This is a genomic window from Erythrobacter aurantius, from assembly GCF_023823125.1.
Classification (GTDB): domain Bacteria; phylum Pseudomonadota; class Alphaproteobacteria; order Sphingomonadales; family Sphingomonadaceae; genus Erythrobacter; species Erythrobacter aurantius.
In genome coordinates this window covers 319,124-335,615 of the sequence record NZ_CP090949.1, presented here as the reverse complement: position 1 = coordinate 335,615, position 16,492 = coordinate 319,124, and the positions used below count along the sequence as shown (strand labels likewise).

The 16,492-nt window shown below is 62.8% G+C and carries 19 protein-coding genes; 10 read left to right on the top strand and 9 right to left on the bottom strand.

Annotated elements, in window-relative coordinates; all coding sequences use genetic code 11:
- Nucleotides 1–33 precede the first annotated feature (33 nt).
- The 7 genes from L1K66_RS01685 (at nucleotide 34) to L1K66_RS01655 (ending at nucleotide 5,205) form a co-directional block, all read left to right on the top strand.
- A complete protein-coding gene (locus L1K66_RS01685) occupies nucleotides 34–1,002 on the top strand; it encodes a thiamine pyrophosphate-dependent dehydrogenase E1 component subunit alpha (RefSeq protein ID WP_252259341.1) in 969 nt (322 codons plus the stop codon).
- A 1-nt stretch (nucleotide 1,003) separates the two neighbouring features.
- Complete coding sequence (locus L1K66_RS01680) at nucleotides 1,004–1,990, top strand: alpha-ketoacid dehydrogenase subunit beta (RefSeq protein WP_252259340.1); 987 nt, start codon at nucleotides 1,004–1,006, stop codon at nucleotides 1,988–1,990.
- Complete coding sequence (locus tag L1K66_RS01675; RefSeq protein WP_034956649.1) at nucleotides 1,991–2,221, top strand: biotin/lipoyl-containing protein; 231 nt, start codon at nucleotides 1,991–1,993, stop codon at nucleotides 2,219–2,221. It begins immediately after the preceding gene.
- A gap of 12 nt (nucleotides 2,222–2,233) precedes the next feature.
- Entirely contained in the window at nucleotides 2,234–2,620 is a 387-nt protein-coding gene (locus tag L1K66_RS01670; protein ID WP_034956651.1) for a nuclear transport factor 2 family protein, read from the top strand.
- Nucleotides 2,621–2,907: 287 nt separating this feature from the next.
- Nucleotides 2,908–3,948: a GlxA family transcriptional regulator gene (locus L1K66_RS01665; protein ID WP_252259339.1), complete on the top strand. Its 1,041-nt coding sequence runs from the start codon at nucleotides 2,908–2,910 to the stop codon at nucleotides 3,946–3,948.
- 163 nt (nucleotides 3,949–4,111) lie between these two features.
- On the top strand, nucleotides 4,112–4,768 hold the full coding sequence (locus L1K66_RS01660) for an outer membrane protein (RefSeq protein WP_252259338.1): 657 nt from the start codon (nucleotides 4,112–4,114) through the stop codon (nucleotides 4,766–4,768).
- Between the two features lie 95 nt (nucleotides 4,769–4,863).
- Nucleotides 4,864–5,205, top strand: a complete 342-nt coding sequence (locus L1K66_RS01655; protein ID WP_252259337.1) for a hypothetical protein — start codon at nucleotides 4,864–4,866, stop codon at nucleotides 5,203–5,205.
- Between the two features lie 15 nt (nucleotides 5,206–5,220).
- Here L1K66_RS01655 and L1K66_RS01650 read toward each other — a convergent pair whose 3' ends face one another.
- Both L1K66_RS01650 and L1K66_RS01645 read right to left on the bottom strand, forming a co-directional pair.
- Nucleotides 5,221–5,973, bottom strand: a complete 753-nt coding sequence (locus L1K66_RS01650; RefSeq protein ID WP_252259336.1) for an SDR family NAD(P)-dependent oxidoreductase — start codon at nucleotides 5,971–5,973, stop codon at nucleotides 5,221–5,223.
- 19 nt (nucleotides 5,974–5,992) lie between these two features.
- Nucleotides 5,993–7,417 (bottom strand): aromatic ring-hydroxylating oxygenase subunit alpha, encoded by a 1,425-nt coding sequence (locus L1K66_RS01645; protein WP_252259335.1) that lies wholly within the window; start codon nucleotides 7,415–7,417, stop codon nucleotides 5,993–5,995.
- A 102-nt stretch (nucleotides 7,418–7,519) separates the two neighbouring features.
- Here L1K66_RS01645 and L1K66_RS01640 point away from each other — a divergent pair, with 102 nt between their 5' ends.
- Nucleotides 7,520–8,053, top strand: coding sequence for a VOC family protein (locus tag L1K66_RS01640; RefSeq protein WP_252259334.1), 534 nt, complete (start codon nucleotides 7,520–7,522; stop codon nucleotides 8,051–8,053).
- Between the two features lie 235 nt (nucleotides 8,054–8,288).
- On the opposite strand, the gene L1K66_RS01635 is transcribed toward L1K66_RS01640, so the two are convergent.
- A complete protein-coding gene (locus tag L1K66_RS01635; protein ID WP_252259333.1) occupies nucleotides 8,289–9,098 on the bottom strand; it encodes a helix-turn-helix transcriptional regulator in 810 nt (269 codons plus the stop codon).
- A 135-nt stretch (nucleotides 9,099–9,233) separates the two neighbouring features.
- Here L1K66_RS01635 and L1K66_RS01630 point away from each other — a divergent pair, with 135 nt between their 5' ends.
- Nucleotides 9,234–10,856 (top strand): AMP-binding protein, encoded by a 1,623-nt coding sequence (locus L1K66_RS01630; protein WP_252259332.1) that lies wholly within the window; start codon nucleotides 9,234–9,236, stop codon nucleotides 10,854–10,856.
- A gap of 74 nt (nucleotides 10,857–10,930) precedes the next feature.
- Entirely contained in the window at nucleotides 10,931–11,209 is a 279-nt protein-coding gene (locus L1K66_RS01625; protein ID WP_330221243.1) for a PilZ domain-containing protein, read from the top strand.
- Nucleotides 11,210–11,228: 19 nt separating this feature from the next.
- On the opposite strand, the gene L1K66_RS01620 is transcribed toward L1K66_RS01625, so the two are convergent.
- From L1K66_RS01620 to L1K66_RS01595, 6 genes are read right to left on the bottom strand one after another with little or no spacing between them, the layout of a single operon-like run.
- Nucleotides 11,229–12,131 carry an SDR family oxidoreductase gene (locus tag L1K66_RS01620; RefSeq protein ID WP_252259330.1) on the bottom strand — a complete coding sequence of 301 codons (903 nt, stop codon included), beginning with the start codon at nucleotides 12,129–12,131 and terminating at the stop codon, nucleotides 11,229–11,231.
- A gap of 13 nt (nucleotides 12,132–12,144) precedes the next feature.
- Nucleotides 12,145–13,353 carry an acyl-CoA dehydrogenase family protein gene (locus L1K66_RS01615; RefSeq protein ID WP_034956666.1) on the bottom strand — a complete coding sequence of 403 codons (1,209 nt, stop codon included), beginning with the start codon at nucleotides 13,351–13,353 and terminating at the stop codon, nucleotides 12,145–12,147.
- 12 nt (nucleotides 13,354–13,365) lie between these two features.
- Nucleotides 13,366–14,118: a ThuA domain-containing protein gene (locus L1K66_RS01610; protein ID WP_252259329.1), complete on the bottom strand. Its 753-nt coding sequence runs from the start codon at nucleotides 14,116–14,118 to the stop codon at nucleotides 13,366–13,368.
- A gap of 5 nt (nucleotides 14,119–14,123) precedes the next feature.
- The gene (locus tag L1K66_RS01605) at nucleotides 14,124–14,894 is read right to left on the bottom strand and encodes an SDR family NAD(P)-dependent oxidoreductase (RefSeq protein ID WP_252259328.1); all 771 of its coding nucleotides are present in this window, start codon (nucleotides 14,892–14,894) and stop codon (nucleotides 14,124–14,126) included.
- Nucleotides 14,895–16,067 (bottom strand): thiolase family protein, encoded by a 1,173-nt coding sequence (locus L1K66_RS01600; RefSeq protein ID WP_252259327.1) that lies wholly within the window; start codon nucleotides 16,065–16,067, stop codon nucleotides 14,895–14,897.
- On the bottom strand, nucleotides 16,064–16,489 hold the full coding sequence (locus tag L1K66_RS01595; protein ID WP_252259326.1) for a Zn-ribbon domain-containing OB-fold protein: 426 nt from the start codon (nucleotides 16,487–16,489) through the stop codon (nucleotides 16,064–16,066). Before L1K66_RS01595 ends, L1K66_RS01600 begins: the two co-directional genes overlap by 4 nt.
- Nucleotides 16,490–16,492: the final 3 nt, after the last annotated feature.

Below are 16,492 nucleotides of genomic sequence, written 5' to 3'. Positions count from 1 at the left end.
GCACCCCGATCCCAACAGGAAGGCTCTTACTCCATGGCTGAGATAGACCGCGACAAGCTGCTCGACATCTATACCCGCACGATGAAGGTGAACCGCACGGACGAGAAGTTCCGCGAACTGCTGATGCAGGGCAAGGTCGCCGTGATGTATTACTGCGTGCGCGGGCAGGAGCTGGTTTCCGCCGCGGCGATGGCTGCATTGGAAAAGGACGATTACGTCGTCTGCACCTATCGCGGCCAGGGCGAACAGACCGCCAAGGGCATCCCGATGGAGAAGTGGTGGGGCGAATGCCTCGGCAAGGCGACCGGCACCTGCAAGGGCAAGGGCGGCACCATGCACATCACCGATCCTGAAACCGGAATCATGGTGACAACGGGCGTCGTCGGATCGGGCCTGCCGATTGCCAACGGGCTTGCCATGGCGAGCCAGAACAATGGCGACGGGCGGGTGACGCTGGTCAGCTTTGGCGATGGCGCGGCCAATATCGGCGGCTTCCACGAAGCTATGAACATGGCCCAGCTTTACAAGCTGCCGGTCGTCTTCCTGTGCCAGAACAACCGTTATGGCGAACACACCGCCTATGCCGATCACACCGACAGCCCCAATATCGCCAGCCGCGCTGCGGGCTATGGCATGCCGGGTGTGACGGTGGACGGCAATGACGTGAATCAGGTCTACCCCGCCGTCAAAGAAGCCGTGGATCGGGCGCGCCGCGGCGAAGGGCCGACGCTGGTCGAGGCCATGTGTTACCGCATGATGGGCCACTTCTTCGGCTCGGACTTCAGCTACATGCCGCCCGAACACATCGCCGAAATGAAGGCCGAGGATCCGCTGCCCAAGCTCAGGCAGGTCATGCTCGAACACCAGTTCACCGAAGAGGAGCTGGACGCGATTGTCGCCGACATCGACGCGCAGATCAACGCGGCGGTGCAACACGCGCTCGACGCGCCGCTGCCTGATACTGACGAAATCTACAAAGACGTTCTCGAGGAGGTTAACTGACATGGGCCAGATCACCATGACGCAGGCGCTGAACCTCGCGATTGACGAGGCAATGGCCGAAGACGACGGCGTGTTCTGCCTGGGCGAGGACGTTTCGGCCAAGCAGGGCGGCGGCGTGTTCAAGGTCACCGCCGGGCTTACCGAAAAGTATGGCGAACACCGCATTCGCGCCACGCCGATCTCCGAAACCGCGATCATCGGCGCGGCGGTGGGCGCGGCGCTCGCCGGACAGCGCCCGATTGCCGAGATCATGCTGATGAACTTCGTCGGCGTGTGCATGGACCAAATCGTCAACCACGCGGCCAAGCTGCGCTTCATGTCGGGCGGGCAGACGCCGTGCCCGATCGTGATCCGCACCACCACCGGGGTGGGCGTTGGCTTTGGCGGACAGCATTCCGACATGCTCGAAGCATGGTTCGCCCATGTCGCCGGGATGCATGTCGTCACCCCGTCGAACGCCGCCGACGCGCGCGGGCTGATGCGGTCTGCGATCGACGCCAACGATCCGGTCGTCTTTATCGAGAACATCCTGTGCTACGGCCTCACCAGCGAAGACCCCGGCCCCGGTTACCGCGTGCCGCTGGGCAAGGCCGCGATTGCGCGTGAAGGCAGTGACATCAGCCTCATCACCTATGGCCGCACCGTGCTCGACGCGCTCGAAGTGGCGGGCGAGCTGGAGAAAGAGGGCATCAGCGTCGAGGTTGTCGATCTGCGCACCATCGCCCCTTATGACGAAGCTACCGTGCTCGCTTCGGTCAACAAGACGGGCCACGCGCTGACCCTGCACGAGGCGGTGCGTCCGTTCGGGACGGGGGCGGAAATCGCCGCCAACATCCAGGAGAAGTGCTGGGACAATCTCAAAGGCCCGGTGCGCCGCATCGGCGGGACCTTCTCCGCCGTGCCCTTCGCTTCGCATCTTGAGCAGGCGTGGATCCCGACCAAGGCGCAAATCGTCGAACAGATCAAGGCAAGCGTAGGAAAGCTCTGAATGGCCGAGGAAATCCGCATCCCCAAGCTGGGCATGAGCGCGACCGAGGTGACGCTCGCCGAATGGATGTTCGGCGACGGCGAACAGGTCAGCAAGGGCGACATCATCTACACCGCCGAAACCGACAAGACGACCGTCGAGATCGAGGCTCAGGCCTCCGGTGTCATCCGCCCGACCGGGGAAGAAGGCGTCAAATACAAGGTCGGCGACATCATCGGGACGATCGAGTGAGGGCCGGCGACGGTGAGTAATCCGCGGGAACTTCTGTCCGCAGTCTATGCCGCAGCGGGTGCGCGCGACTGGGACAAGGTCGAAAGCCTGCTTCACCCCGATTTCGTGCTGTACGAGGCGGAGTGCCTGCCGTTCGGCGGGGAATGGCGCGGCAAGGACGCGCTGCAACGCTGCGCCGCCGCGATGTACGGCACCTGGGCGCAGGCGACTGTCGACATTCACGATATCACCGGCGGCGATACCCACGCCGTTACGGTGCTGACGCTGACGATGCACCCCAAGGACGGCAGCGCCCCCTTCAGCCAGACCGTCAACGAGATGGGCGTGTTCGAGGACGGGCTGCTCAAGGAACTGCGCATCCATTACTTCGACGCCGCCGAGGTTGCTGCGCGGGCTTGATCCGGGAGAGTGTGTGACAGCGAACCGGGTGTTTTAAAAATATTCGGTCCTACCCCAAATCACTGAACATAATAGGAAAAGTGGGACTTTCCGGGGGTGGGGGTGTGACTTTTCAGATTGATCGCTTTCCATCCTGATTGCACGCGTCCGGCGGACAGAGCGCCGCGCATTGCAACAGTATCGCCCGGACGTCCCCATGTAGGAAAGCGCCCATTTCAGCGAAGTTTGGCAGAAAGAGTGGGGTTACTGTCCTAACGGTTGCCGCGCGATCGGGCTAATGTCTGTCCATGGCACACAAACACACCATTCAGACAAAGGCTCCGCAGCCCCCCCGCGTCGTCATGGTCGTCTATCCCCAGGCGCACATTCTTGACGTGGTCGGCCCGCTTGAGGTCCTGACCGGCGCGAAGCTGTTCCTGCCCGAAGGCGTCACCCCCTATGAAGTGCACGTCGTCGCCGAAAGCGCGGGCCGGGTCAGCACGACCAGCGGGCTGACGATCGAGGCCGACCAGAGCTTTGCCGACGCGCTGGCCGATGGCGCCCCGATCGATACGCTGGTCGTCGCAGGCGGGCACGGCACGGTCGAGGCGCTTGAAAGCCCGGCCTTGCTCGATTTCGTGCAACAGGCGGCAAAGCGCGCGGGACGCGTCGTGTCGATCTGTACCGGGGCGATGATCCTCGCAGAGATCGGACTGCTCGACGGGCGCCGCGCCACCACCCATTGGTGGTGGTGCCCGGTTCTCGCCAAACGCTATCCGCAAGTCTCCGTCCAGTCGGACGCGATCTTCATCCGCGACGGCAATATCTGGACCTCCGCCGGAGTGACATCGGGGATGGACCTTGCGCTGGCCCTGCTGGAACAGGACTGGGGGCACGACATCGCGCTTCAGGTCGCGCGCTACAATGTGATGTACATGATGCGTCCGGGCGGACAGTCGCAATTCAGCGCGCATCTGGTCGCGCAGCGCGCCGAGGACCCGGCCATCAACGAAACGCTCGACTACATCCTCGGCCATTTGGCCGAACCGCTCAACATCACCGCTCTGGCGGCGCGGGCGGCCATGTCGGAGCGGACTTTCGCCCGCAAGTTCAAGGACGAAACCGGGGTTACACCGGCGCATTACGTCGAAGCGGCAAGGGTTCAGGCGGCGCGGGTCGCGCTGGAGCAATCCTCTGCCCGGATCGACCAGATCGCGCTTCAGACCGGGTTCCAAAGCGCCGAGCGGATGCGCCGTGCGTTTCAGCGCCACGTCGGCGTTTCGGCGACGGACTATCGCGAACGCTTCTGCCTCGGTGCCTTGAACGAAGCACCGGAGCCGCCTCCGTAAAACATCCGGGCAACCCGCCCCGATCAGACAGGATCACCACCCGCAAGGGCGTGTGACCCTTCCACAAACCAACCTCCAAATTCCAGCGTCAGGGTCGCCTGCCGCAGCGGGAACGCTTGCCCGCAATCCATGCAAGCGACGCAAATGAAAGGACTGAAAGACCATGATGTATTCCCAAAACACCATCCGCAACGTGAAGCCGCTGGGCGTGGGTTTGGCCGCGCTGGCTGCCTCGCTGGCAATGCTGGCAACGGCGACGCCAACCCATGCACAATCCAGTGACGAGCATTTCCAGGGCGTCACCATCGGTGCGCAGGCCGGCTGGGAAGACCGTACAATCGACGCGACGGTGTTGCCCGATGCGCTCAACACCGCGCTTGACGATAGCCGGGACGGCTTCGCCTATGCCGGATATGTCGGATACGATCACCAGCTTGATCGCTTCGTTATCGGTGTCGAAGCCGGTTTCGCGCCGGGCGGCAAGACCTTGCGCGCCGATATTCCGGGCGGTTCGATCGAGCTTGATTCGAAATGGAGCGCCGACCTGAGCGTGCGTGGCGGCGTGACCGTGACTGAGCGGCTGCTCGCCTATGGCCGGGTCGGCTATGCGCTCAACCGGTATCGCATCCGTGGCTTTGCCACCGGCACCACCGCCCCTGTCGCCAGCGATGGCGAGACTTCCGACGGCGTGATCTTTGGCGGCGGGCTGGAGTACGCGCTCAGCGATAACGCGTCGGTGCGCGCCGAATACCGGCGCAAGGAGCTCGACGGTTCGCTTTCATCCAACCAGGTCCTCGGAGGCGTTACCTTGCGCTTCTGACGATGGTCGGGCCGCTGCCGGAATCCCCAAACCTGCACCCCCCGGCGGTGGCCCGGCCCCATTTTCCCCGAACCATGAACCAAGGGAGTAACCCGATGTTTCGCACCTTTACTCTTGTTGTCGGGCTGGCGCTGATTGGAGGCGGTTGCACCACCGTCGAACAGCGCGCCACCCGCTATTCCTTGCTCACCTGTGCCCAGCTTGCCACCGCGCTCGATTATGAGAAGCGCGGGGAGCGGCGCGCCCGGCGTACCGGGGTTGTCACGGGCATCGCCAGCATTATCGCGGGCGGTGATGACGGCGATCTGCTTGAGCTTGATTCCGACATGAATTTTCTCGAAGCCGATGACCGTGGCATATCGGTTCGCGCGATCCGGGCCGAACAGCAGCGGCGCTGCGTTGCGGCTGATGGTGCGCCTGAAACCTCTGCCTCGTAATCGCCGGCTGCCGGGCTAAAGCGTCTGCCCGTCGTCCAGCACGAAATCGCTTCCCGTCACGAATTCCGCCGCGTCCGAACACAGGAACAGCAGCGGCCCGTCGAGTCCCTCTTCGCCCATCAGACGACGCTTGGGGAAGCGGGCGATCTGTTTCTTGCCCATGTCGGTATCGAACCAGTCATCGTTGATCGCGGTGCGGATGTAGCCGGGGGAGATCGTGTTCACGCAAATGCCGTAGCGCGCCCATTCGCGCGCCATGCTGCGCGCGGCCTGAATGACGCCTGCCTTGGACGCGGAATAGGCGACAAGGCCGGGCGACGGCTCGAACGCGGTGATCGATGCGATCATCACGATCCGCCCGCGCTCGACCTTGTTCGAGATCATCCGTTTTGCGCCTTCACGCGCGGTCAGGATCGCGCCTTTGAGGTTGATCGCAAGCGTGCGCTCGATCTCTTCCTCTGGCATGTCGATGGCCATGCCTGCGCCGTCGACACCGGCGTTGGCGATCACCGTGTCGACCGGGCCGAATGCTGCCTCTGCCGCATCGAAACCGGCGATGATGTCGGCCTCTTGCGCGACATCCATGGCGATCGCGGCGGCGCTTTCGCCGATTTCATCGGCAAGCGCTTCAAGCCTGTCCTTGCGCCTTGCGCCGAGGGCGACGCGTGCCCCGTTCGCGGCAAGGATGCGGCCAAAGCGCGCGCCAAGCCCCGAGGACGCGCCGGTGACGAGCGCGGTGCGCCCCGAAAGATCGACGGAAATGCTCATGCCTCGGCTTTCTGCCCGCTCAGCCCTTGGCGGGCAATTCGCCCTCGACATATTTCCGCAAGGTCGTCTGGAAATGACGCACGCGGCTGTCCTGATAGTGGCCAAGCTCCATCAGGCCTTCCTTCATCGTCTTCATCCCGGTCTGGACATGCGGCAGATTGGCCATGTCCTGATCGAACACATTGGCCAGCTGCGGCCCCATGATGTCGGCGGCCCATGCAAAGGGCTCGTCATCGGGGATGTAGGTCATTTCCACCGCGCGCGGGCGTTTCTCGCCCTTGGGCGTGGGGAACAGCAGACGGATTTCCATGATGCACCAGTCGGGTGTATCACCCGGCAACCAGCGATAGGTCAGCGTCGGCAGATACCCGATCCACGGCGCGAAATTGGGGAAGATGTTGTAGGTGAAATTGTCGAGCAGTTCGCTGTCCGATGCCTCGGAATAGTCATAGCCGTATTGTTCGCTGAAGCCCTGACGGCTGGCTTCGGCCAGTACCTTGCGCGCCCCCAACGGATCGGCAGCGTCATAGCCTTCGCCGCCTTCTCCGGCAGCAAACCGCCGGTTGGTGCTGGCATCCGCGCCGCCCGAAAATTCGTTCATTTTCGACAGGACGTAATCCGAATCCTTGCCTTTGAGATGCGGGCTGAGCACGCCCGACGGGGTGATTGCGCGGTTGAAGTGATCGCCGATGTGATCGTAGCGGGTGTTGGCATCGCCCAGGAACGGCAGCAATTGCGGGTGGGTGACGATCGAGTGCCACGCCTCCATGAAGGCTTCCGCCGTCGCTTTCCAGTTGGCCGGGATCTTCTTCTGCACCCACATGCCGGTGTAGCGGTTTTCGAAGTCATAGCGTTCGTAATGCGAAGCCGCCGGGCCGAGCCAGGTCTTGAAATCGGGCAGGTCGTGGTTCTCGGTGATCATCACGAAGCCCTGCCACAGCTCGACGCGGGCTTCGGGTAGCGACAGATCCTTGCCTTCGAGATGCTTGAAGTCCCACTCCGACGGGATTTCCTTCAAGCTGCCGTCATTGCGCCAGGTGAAACCGTGGAACGGGCAGCGCAGCTGGATCGACGGGCCGCAAGTGGTGCGCAGCTTGCGCCCGCGGTGTAGACAGGCGTTGTAGAAAGCGCGGACCGATCCGTCTTTCTGGCGGATCAGCAGGAAGCTCTTGCCCGCGATTTCGAACACCACCGTGTCGCCAGGATCGGGCATTTCGTCCTCGCGCGCGGCGAACAGCCAGACATTGGGCCACATCTTCTCGCGTTCGAGCCGGGCGAAATCTTCGGAAATATAGGGTTCGACCGGGATCGGATCGTCACCCATTTCGATGGTCGTTTCCTCGAACAGGTAATCGGGCGGGGTGCGCGTGTCACCGTTCAGCATGTCGGTGTAGCTGATGCCGGGGCAGCGATCCTCGCGGTTGACGTCCTTGATATCGTTCATGGGTCCCTCTCTCGATCCTTACTCGCACTTTGTGCAGTGTTCCGTCGGGAGAATATCACACAGGTTATCAGCCGGGTCACCCTATCGGATTGGAGAGGATCGATGGCGCTGTCGGGGAAAATTGCGGCTTTGGGCGAGATCATGCAGCTGGCTTTCGTGCCCGAGGACTTCGACGCCGCCGTCGCGCACTGGACGGGAACGATCGGCGTGGGGCCGTTCCACCTGATCGAGGGCATCCATCTTGAGGGAATGAAATACCGCGGCCAGCCGACCGATGCGGTGTTCGACCTCGCGCTCGCCTATTGGGGGGATATCCAGATCGAACTGATCCGCCCGCGCGACGATCACCCGTCGATCTATCGCGGCGAATACGGATCGACCGGCAACGGGCTGCACCATGTCTGCATTCTGGTGGACGACATCGCCGAGGCGCGCAGGGTGTGTGCCGATGCCGGCGCCGAGGTGATGGTCGAAGGGCGCTTTGGTGCCAGCGAAGTGATCTATGTCAATCCCGGCAGCGGTCCGGGCGGGCTGGTCGAAATCCTCCAGCAGGCCAAGGACGGGCCGGACCTGTTCGCCATCATCAAGGCCGCGTGTGAAAGCTGGGACGGCAGCGAACCGTTGCGTAAGCTTTGATTTATCGAAGGCGCGGATGCGCCTTCGTCCTCGGTGCTGCTCCTCGCTACGCTCGGGCACCTGCGGGGCGGCCGCGTGGCCTTGCGGTTGCTACGCAACCGATCTGCAAATATTCGTCAAATGCGCTGCTTCGACGCTGAACGCGTCGCAAGGGCGACTGCCCGCCCGCAGCGGGTGCGGTGCGCAGCAACGCACGTCTAGCGAGGATGAAAGCGCAGATGCGCCTTCGAAAACCCTAGGACGACGCCCCCAGATAGCCCAGCTGGCCTGCCTTGAAAATCGTCTGCGCGCGGTTGACGCTGTCGAGTTTTTCGCCCGCGCGGTGGATGTGATAGCGGATCGTCGCGTGGCTGCGATCAAGGATCATGCTGATTTCCTTGTCGGTCTTGCCGATCGCCGCCCAGCGCAGGCATTCGACCTCGCGCTTTGACAGCACGCAATCCGAAGGGATGCGCCGCTTGGTGCGGTTCGCCTGCACATAACCGGCGACGAAGCGGCGGATCAGATGCCCGAACAGCGTGCCGTAAAGCGCGTATTCTTCCGACAGGTCTTCCTTGTCGTGGTCCATGCTGATGAAGCTGCTGGCCGAAATCTGGCCAAACGGCAGGTGCGTCGGGATGACGATCGCCGCCTTGCACAGCGAACGCTTTTCAAAATCGGCGAGGTCGATTTCCTCGAGATAGGAATTGCGCCATTTCAGGTTGAAGCCGTGGCGGTTCACCCAGAACGGTTCGCTTTCATAGCGGCAGGCGCGCGGCAATGGCGAATGCAGCGCGAGGCGATGATCCTCCCACCAGCGAGCGCCATCGTCCAGCCAGCGGAAGATGTCGGCATTCAGGATCGTGCCGTCGGCGTCGATCATCGGTTCCTTGGAGGAGATGTCGTCGCACACGGCGACCTGCATCCCCCGCTCCTGCGCGATGCGGGCCAGATTGACGGCGGCATCGTGGATGTCTTCGGGGCAGGTGATCGTCACCTGTTCCAGCAATTGCTCGAGATTCTCGGTGCCGTTCGGCGTGCGAAGTTCAACGACATTGGTGGCCATGATAAGGCTCACTCCTCTCCTCTTGCTCCCGTCCGACCAGACTATCTTATTTCGCGCGAGTCGCCTCATACTTTACGTAGGGGCAATGCACTTTATCGCTGGTTAGGCACGGCTACTCTAACGGAGATTGCGACCATGTTAAGGCAGGATGGCTTCTGGGCGGGCGAGAATTTCGGAATCGCGCTGAAAGCCTTGGCTCAGGGTATCGATTCGGCGCGTCCGGCGCTGATTCATGGGGAGCGGATCGTCACCTGGGGCGAATTCGATTCGTGCACCGATGCGATTGCTGCCGGCCTCAGGGCGCATGGTTTGCAGCCGGGCGACATTGCCGGGCAGATGCTGCGCAACAATCCCGACTACATGCTCGCCTATTTCGGCTGCGTGAAAGCGGGCGTCGTCCCGGTTAATGTGAATTACCATTACAAGGAGCGCGAGCTTGCGGACATCTTCGCCCGGTTCGGACTGAAGGCGCTGTTCACCGAAAGCGATTTTGCCGATCTGGCGCGCGAAGCAATGGCGCCTGATGCGCTGACGGTGGATGTCGGCGGGGCGGAATGGGACGCGCTGCAAGCAACCCCGCTGCCTGATGGCTTCGCGATCCATGACGATCCACAGGCGCTGTTCCTGACGGCAACGGGCGGCACCACCGGCATGCCCAAGGCGGTGATGTGGCCGATGGTGGAAGCATGGCAGGCTTTCAGCATTTCGGTATGGCAGCGCGGCTTTGGCGAACCGCCCTTTGTCGCGACTTCGCTGGAAGCGCAGCTGGAGGAAGCGGCAAGGATCGGGCCGGATCACCCCGCAAGCACTTCGCCGCTGCTGCTGCTCAGCCCGCTGATGCACGGGGCTGGGCAGTTCACCGCTGTGATCCACCTGCTGAAAGGCGGCACGCTGGCGCTGTTACCCGCGCACAAGTTTGACGCCGACATCGCGATTGACGAAGTGAAGCGGCTGGGCGCGCGGGGTGTTTTCATCGTCGGCGATGCCTTTGCCCTGCCGCTGGCCGATCGGCTGGATGCGCGTGCCGACGCCGCAGAGGCGATTGCCAGCCTGCGCAGCGTGACATCGTCAGGCGCGGTGTTCTCCGAACATCTCAAGAAACGGCTGATCGCGCACAATCCCGCGCTGGTGGTGATCGATGCGCTGGGATCGTCGGAAAGCAGCGGCACCGGGATCGTCATCACCACCGCGCAAGGATCGACGGGCGGGGGCAAGTTCCAGCCCTTGCCGGGGCGCGAGACAAAGCTGTTCGACGAAAACCTGAAAGAGATTCCCAAGGGCAGCGAAGGCGTCGGCATCGTCGCGCGCACCGGGCCCTTGCCGCTCGGCTATCTGGGCGAGGACGAAAAGAACCGCCAGACCTTCCCCGAAATCGACGGCAAACGCTGGCTGATGACGGGGGACCGCGCGCGCTGGGCGGCGGACGGCAGCATGGAATTCATCGGCCGCGACAACATGTGCATCAACACCGGCGGCGAGAAAGTCTTCCCCGAAGAGGTCGAGGCGGTGCTGCTGGAGCATCCGGGCGTCAAGGACGTGCGCGTCGTCAGCCTGCCCGATCCGCGCTTTGGCCGGAAAGTTGTCGCGGTGGTGCAGCCGGAGGGCGAAGTGTCCGAGGACGCGCTCGACGCCTGTGCCCGCGCCGGGTTGGCGGGTTACAAGATTCCACGCCTTTACGTGATGACGCATCAGTCGCTCAGGCTCAACAACGGCAAGCCTGATTACAAGACCGCGCAGGCACTGGCCGAAGCGGAGTAATCGACCGTCGGTTTACCCTTTCTAAGACTGTCTCGGTTAGAGGAGGAGCCGCAGCCTTAGTTTGGGATCGATTTGTGAGCGATATCGACAATTTGATCGGTCGGAGACAGGCGAGGCGCCGGTCCGTAGAGATCATGGGAACGCTGCTTACCCCGAGCCGGACGCAGCCTGTCCTGATCAAGGATGTGTCCGCGACCGGTGCAAAAATCCTCGTCAGGCGACCGGTCAGGGACAAGACAGGGCTGCTCGCCTGGGAAGACCGCAAGGTCTGGTGCGAAGTCGTCTGGGTCGACGGCCTGATGCTGGGCTTGCACTTCCTCGAGACACAAGCCGTCGAAGAAGACGATTTCTGACTGGGCTATTCGCGCTGCCTTATCCGGTCGCGCGGTCCGCCTTGTCCTTCTCGTTGGTGCCCTTGATCATCGCGCGCATCTGCTCCCATTCGGCATCGCCCAGCGCGTGGAGCATGGGGTAGAATGTCCCGCCATTGGCCTGATAGCCTGCGCCGTCGATCGCGATGGTCTGCCCGTTCACATATTCCGCGCCCGGTCCCATCAGGAACACTGCGAGGTTCGCCAGTTCGTGCATTTCGCCTGCGCGGCCCATCGGGTTGAGATCGTTCTTGGAATTCCCGCCTTGTCCCCCAGGGGACAAACGCGCGCTCATGCCCTTGGTCGGGAAAAGCCCCGGCGCGATGGCGTTGAAGCGCAGGCCATAGCGGCCCCATTCTGTCGCAAGGCTTTGCGTCATGGCGTTGATCGCGGTCTTGCTCATCGCGCTAGGCACCACGAAGGCGCTGCCCGACCACACCCAGGTGGTGAGGATCGAGAGGAAGCTCGCTTTCTTGCCTTCGGCGATCAGGCGTTTTCCGATGTCGAGCGTGACGTAGAACGTGCCGCGCATCACGATATCGGCAATCGCGTTGAAGCCGTTGACCGAAAGGTCTTCGGTCCGGCTGATAAAGTTGCCCGCCGCGTTGTTGACCACGCCCGTAAGCGCGCCGCCATCGGCCCAGATTGCATCGACCATGGCGTGAATCGCGTCCGCATCGCGGATGTCGCAGGCATGGGCGACAACCTTGCCCCCATGCGCGGCCATCAATTCGGCGGCGGTTTCGTCCAGCTTGTTCTGGCGGCGGCCGCAGATGTAGACGGTTGCCCCCAGCTTCAGGAAACCTTCCGCCATTTCACGGCCCAGCCCGGTTCCCCCGCCGGTGACAAGGATCCGCTGGCCATCCATTAGGCCATCGCGGAACATCAGCTTCGATACGTCCATTGGTACTTCCCTCTCAGAGACCGAGGACGGTCTTGGCTATGATGTTCTTCTGCACTTCGTCCGATCCGCCAAAGATCGTCGCGGCGCGATTGTTGAGATAGCGGCCCATGGCAGTCTGCGCCATTTCGCTGCCCACCGGCTCGGGCGCTTCATTGCCGTAAAGCGGGCGCTCCAGCGGCAATTGCAGCGCGTCGGGGCCAAGCAGTTCGAGCCGCAGCGTATCGACCGCCTGCCCGATGTTCGCCCCTAGCATCTTGACCAGCGAGGTTTGCGGCCCGGGTGAGCGGCCCTTCGCCAGTTCGGCAAGGATGCGCAGTTCGGTGAATTCGAGCGCTTCCGCCTCAAGCCGGGTGCGCGCCAGCCGGTCGCGGAAGCGCGGATCATGCGCGATCGCCCCGTTGACGCCCGAAGGCTGCGTTTCCGCCAGCTCCGCCAGCTTGTCGATGCTCTGCAACAGGCGCGGGGCAAAGCACGATCCGCCGCGCTCGTTTTCAAGCAGGAACTTGGCGATGGTCCAGCCCTGGCCTTCCTCGCCGATACGGTTTTCGATCGGAGTGCGTGCGTCGGTGAAGAACACCGCGTTGACTTCGTGATCGCCCGACATCGAATGGATCGGCGTCACCTCGATCCCCGGCTGGTCCATCGGCAGCAGCAGGAAAGTGATGCCCGCCTGCTTCTTCACCGTGGGATCGGTGCGCACCAGCGCGAAGATCCAGTTGGCGTGATGCGCGTGGGTGGTCCAGATTTTCGAACCGTTGACGACATATTCGTCGCCTTCCAACCGGGCCGAAGTCTTGAGGCTGGCAAGGTCCGATCCGCTACCCGGCTCGGAATAACCCTGGCACCAGTAATCGTCGCCAGAAAGGATGCGCGGCAGGAAGCGCGCCTTTTGTTCGGGCGTGCCGAAAGCGCAGATCACCGGGCCGACCAGTCGCAGGCCGAGGATGGCGAGGGCGGGCGCTCCGGCCAGCGCGCATTCCTTTTCGAAGATGAATTTCTGCGTCGGGGTCCAGCCGGTTCCGCCGTCTTCCTTGGGCCAGTGCGGGGCGACCCAGCCTCTTTCATTCAGGATGCGGTGCCATTCCATCCCGATGTCGGGTTCGACAAACACGCCGGGCGTGCGCCGGGCACCATCGCGCAGGTGCTGCGGCAGCTTTTCAGCGAGGAAATCGCGCACTTCTTCGCGAAACGCGATGTCTTCGGGGGAGAATGTCATATCCATTGGCTGTGTCCTTCAGTCTTCCCGCATCGCCCAGCCAATCGAGCGGCGCAGAAGATCGTAATAAACATCGTAATTCCAGGCGCACATTTCCTTGTGCGGGTAGAAATCCTGCATTCCCGGCAGGTCGTAATGGCCGCGGCAATGGCCCAGCGTGTTGTAGACGATCCGCCCGGCGCCGATGTCGCGGGTGTAGAGGATCGGCACCGCCGTCTTGTCCCATTGCCCGTCGACAAAGCCGGTCGCTTCGCCTTCGAAAGTGGTCTGCATCAGCGTGTCGATTTCGGCGGTGGTCTTGGACAGGTACAGCTCGTCCACCACTTCGAAATTGTCGATCCCGCGGGTCAGTTCGTGATCCTTGTTCACCACTTCGACTTCGAACGGGCCGATCGGGGGGTGCGCCTTGAACTGGGTGCCGAGCATGTCGAACACGTCAGGGCGGTTTTCCGGCGCATCGACCAGCCCGTCCTCGGTGAAGACGAGGATCGAATTGGTGCCGTGCAGCGCCAGCCACTTGCCGCCCGCTTCCAGCCACGCGCGAAGCTGCTTCGCCTGTTCCTCGGTCGGCATCAGGTCGCAAGTGTAGGTTACGAGGAAACGGCACTGGTCCAGCCGCTCCAGCCCCGAATAATCGCAGGCGACAGTGGTGCGGATATGCGGGTGTTCGGCCAGCAGCTTGAGCACTTCCAGCCGCGGATAGTCGATATCGTGATACTTGCCCGCAGCGATGAAATGCGCGTCGATGCGTTTTGCCGGTTGTTCGCCCATATCCGTCAGCTCCTGATGCTGCCGCCGCCATCGACGGTGAAATCGCAGCCGGTGGTAAAGCTCGCTTCGTCGCTGGCGAGGAACACCACCGCCTTGGCCACTTCATCCGGCTCGCCGATGCGGTTCATCGGGTGGGTGGCGGCGAAGTTCGTCTCGATATTCTCCGGCGTGTCCGCGCCCGAATATTTGTAGCGTTCATACATCGGGGTGCGGATCGCGCCGGGGTGAACCATGTTGGCGCGGATCGGCACGCCGCGTTCGGCGCAATCGAGCGCAACGCTCTGCGTAAGACCGCGAAGGCCGGATTTGGAGGCGCTGTAGGCCGCAACGAAAGCGGCAGGGCGCATCGCGATCATCGACCCGATGTTGACGATGGCACAGGGTTCGCCGCTCGCCTCCATCGCCGGGATCGCCGCGCGCATTCCGTAATAGGGGCCGTTGAGATTGATATCGATCGTGCGTTCCCAAACGTCGAGCGCGCCTTCGGGCACATTGCCCGGCTCTGAAATCCCCGCGATGTTGCACAGCACGGTAAGCTTGCCGAACTGCTCCTGCGCGAATTTCACCGCTGCGTGCCATTGATCGAGATTGCGCACGTCGAGCTCGAACGCTTCGGCATTGTCGCCCAGCTCGTCCGCCAGCTGGCGCGCTTTCTTGATCTGTATGTCGCACAGCAGAACCTGTCCGCCCTCGGCGACGATCATCCGGCCGACCGTGGCTCCGATCCCTTCCGCGCCGCCGGTGACGAGCGCCACCTTGCCTGTCATCTTGCCCATTTAACGCTCCAAAATCGCCACTGCCGAAAGCCCCGGTGCGCCGTAGACGTGGCTGTATCCCGTCTTTGGTGCGCCGCCGTGGGCCTTGATCACCTGCCGTTCGCCCGCGCGCCCGCGCAGCTGCTCGACATTCTCGTACACTTGCCGCAGGCCCGATGCGCCGATCGGTTCCCCGCAGGCGAGGCATCCGCCATCGGTGTTGATCGGCAGCTTTCCGTCGCGCCGCGACCAGCCATTGGCGAGCCATTCTTCCTGATCGCCATCCTTGCAGAAGCCGTTTTCGGCCATGTGCATGATTTCCGCGCCGCTTTCGGTGTCCTGCAACTGCGCGACTTCGATGTCTTCGGGGCCGATCCCGGCACCTTCGAACGCGGCCTTTGACGCGAGCACGGTCGGCTTGCCGCCTTCCTTCACGCTGACACCCGCCTGAAACACCTCGAAGCTGTCAGGCGGACGGGTCCGCACCGCGATCTTGGAAATCTTCACCGCGCCATTGTTATTGAGCGCGCCCAGCTCCTTCGCCTTTTTCTCGCTCGCGAGGATCAGGGCAACACCGCCCTCCGCCGGAGCGCAGAACATGAACTTGGTCAGCGGATCATTGATCATCGGCGCGTTCATGATCGTGTCGAGATCGATTTCGCTCCGCCGCCATGCATGCGGAGTGACGGCGCCGTTGATGAACGCCTTTTCCGCCACCCGGCCGAGCGTCGTGCGGCTGATCCCGTGCAACTGCATGTAACGCTGGATCTTCAGCGCGAAGAACTGCGTGGTCAGCATCATGCCGGTCTGGCCGTACCATTCGGGCAGGCCGTAATCGGCGGGCTTGGCGTTGAAGGCGCCGCGTGGGTGCTTGTCGAAACCCACCGCCAGAGCGAGGTCATACATCCCGCTTGCAATCGCCATTTGCGCCGAAACCAGCGCGCTGCCGCCGGTGGCGCAGCCATTGGCGACATTGGTGAAGGGCAGCGATGTCAGGCCCAGCTCGTTGACCATGATATCGGCATTGCCCGCCGCCGCGCTGCCGCCATAGGCGCATTCCATGTCGGCCCATTCGAGCCCCGCGTCCTTCAACGCCTCGCGCACGGCATAGACGCCCTGTTCGCGGCCCGATCGTTCGTCGGTGCGGCCAAAGGGATGGATGCCTGCGCCGATGATATAGACATTCTCGCTCACGCGGCTTTCTCCTGTGAAGAGGCGATGGGGCGGAAGGCGAAGGTGTCGTGCGTGTCGTTGAACGGCACCACGCAGAACTCCATCGGCATGTCGAGATGAAGGTCTTCCAGCTTCGCATCGACGATGTAGCTTTCGACGATCACTTCGCCCGGCAGCTCGATATAGCCGAGCAGAAAGGGCACGAAATCGGGCGGTCCCTGATCGGGGCCGGAACCGGGGCCTTCGTAAGGCTCCTTGGGAAGGAACCCCTGCGAGGTCCACGACCACAGTCTGCCGTGGCGTGACAGCTTGTAGGGTTCGACATCCTTCGCCGCGTCACCCTGCGGCATCGGGAACACGATTTCGCCCGAAGGCAGCCTGCCGCCCATCAGGTGCGGTTGCGGATCGTCGCTCCACAGGTTCGGATCGATTTTCTGGCCCATTTC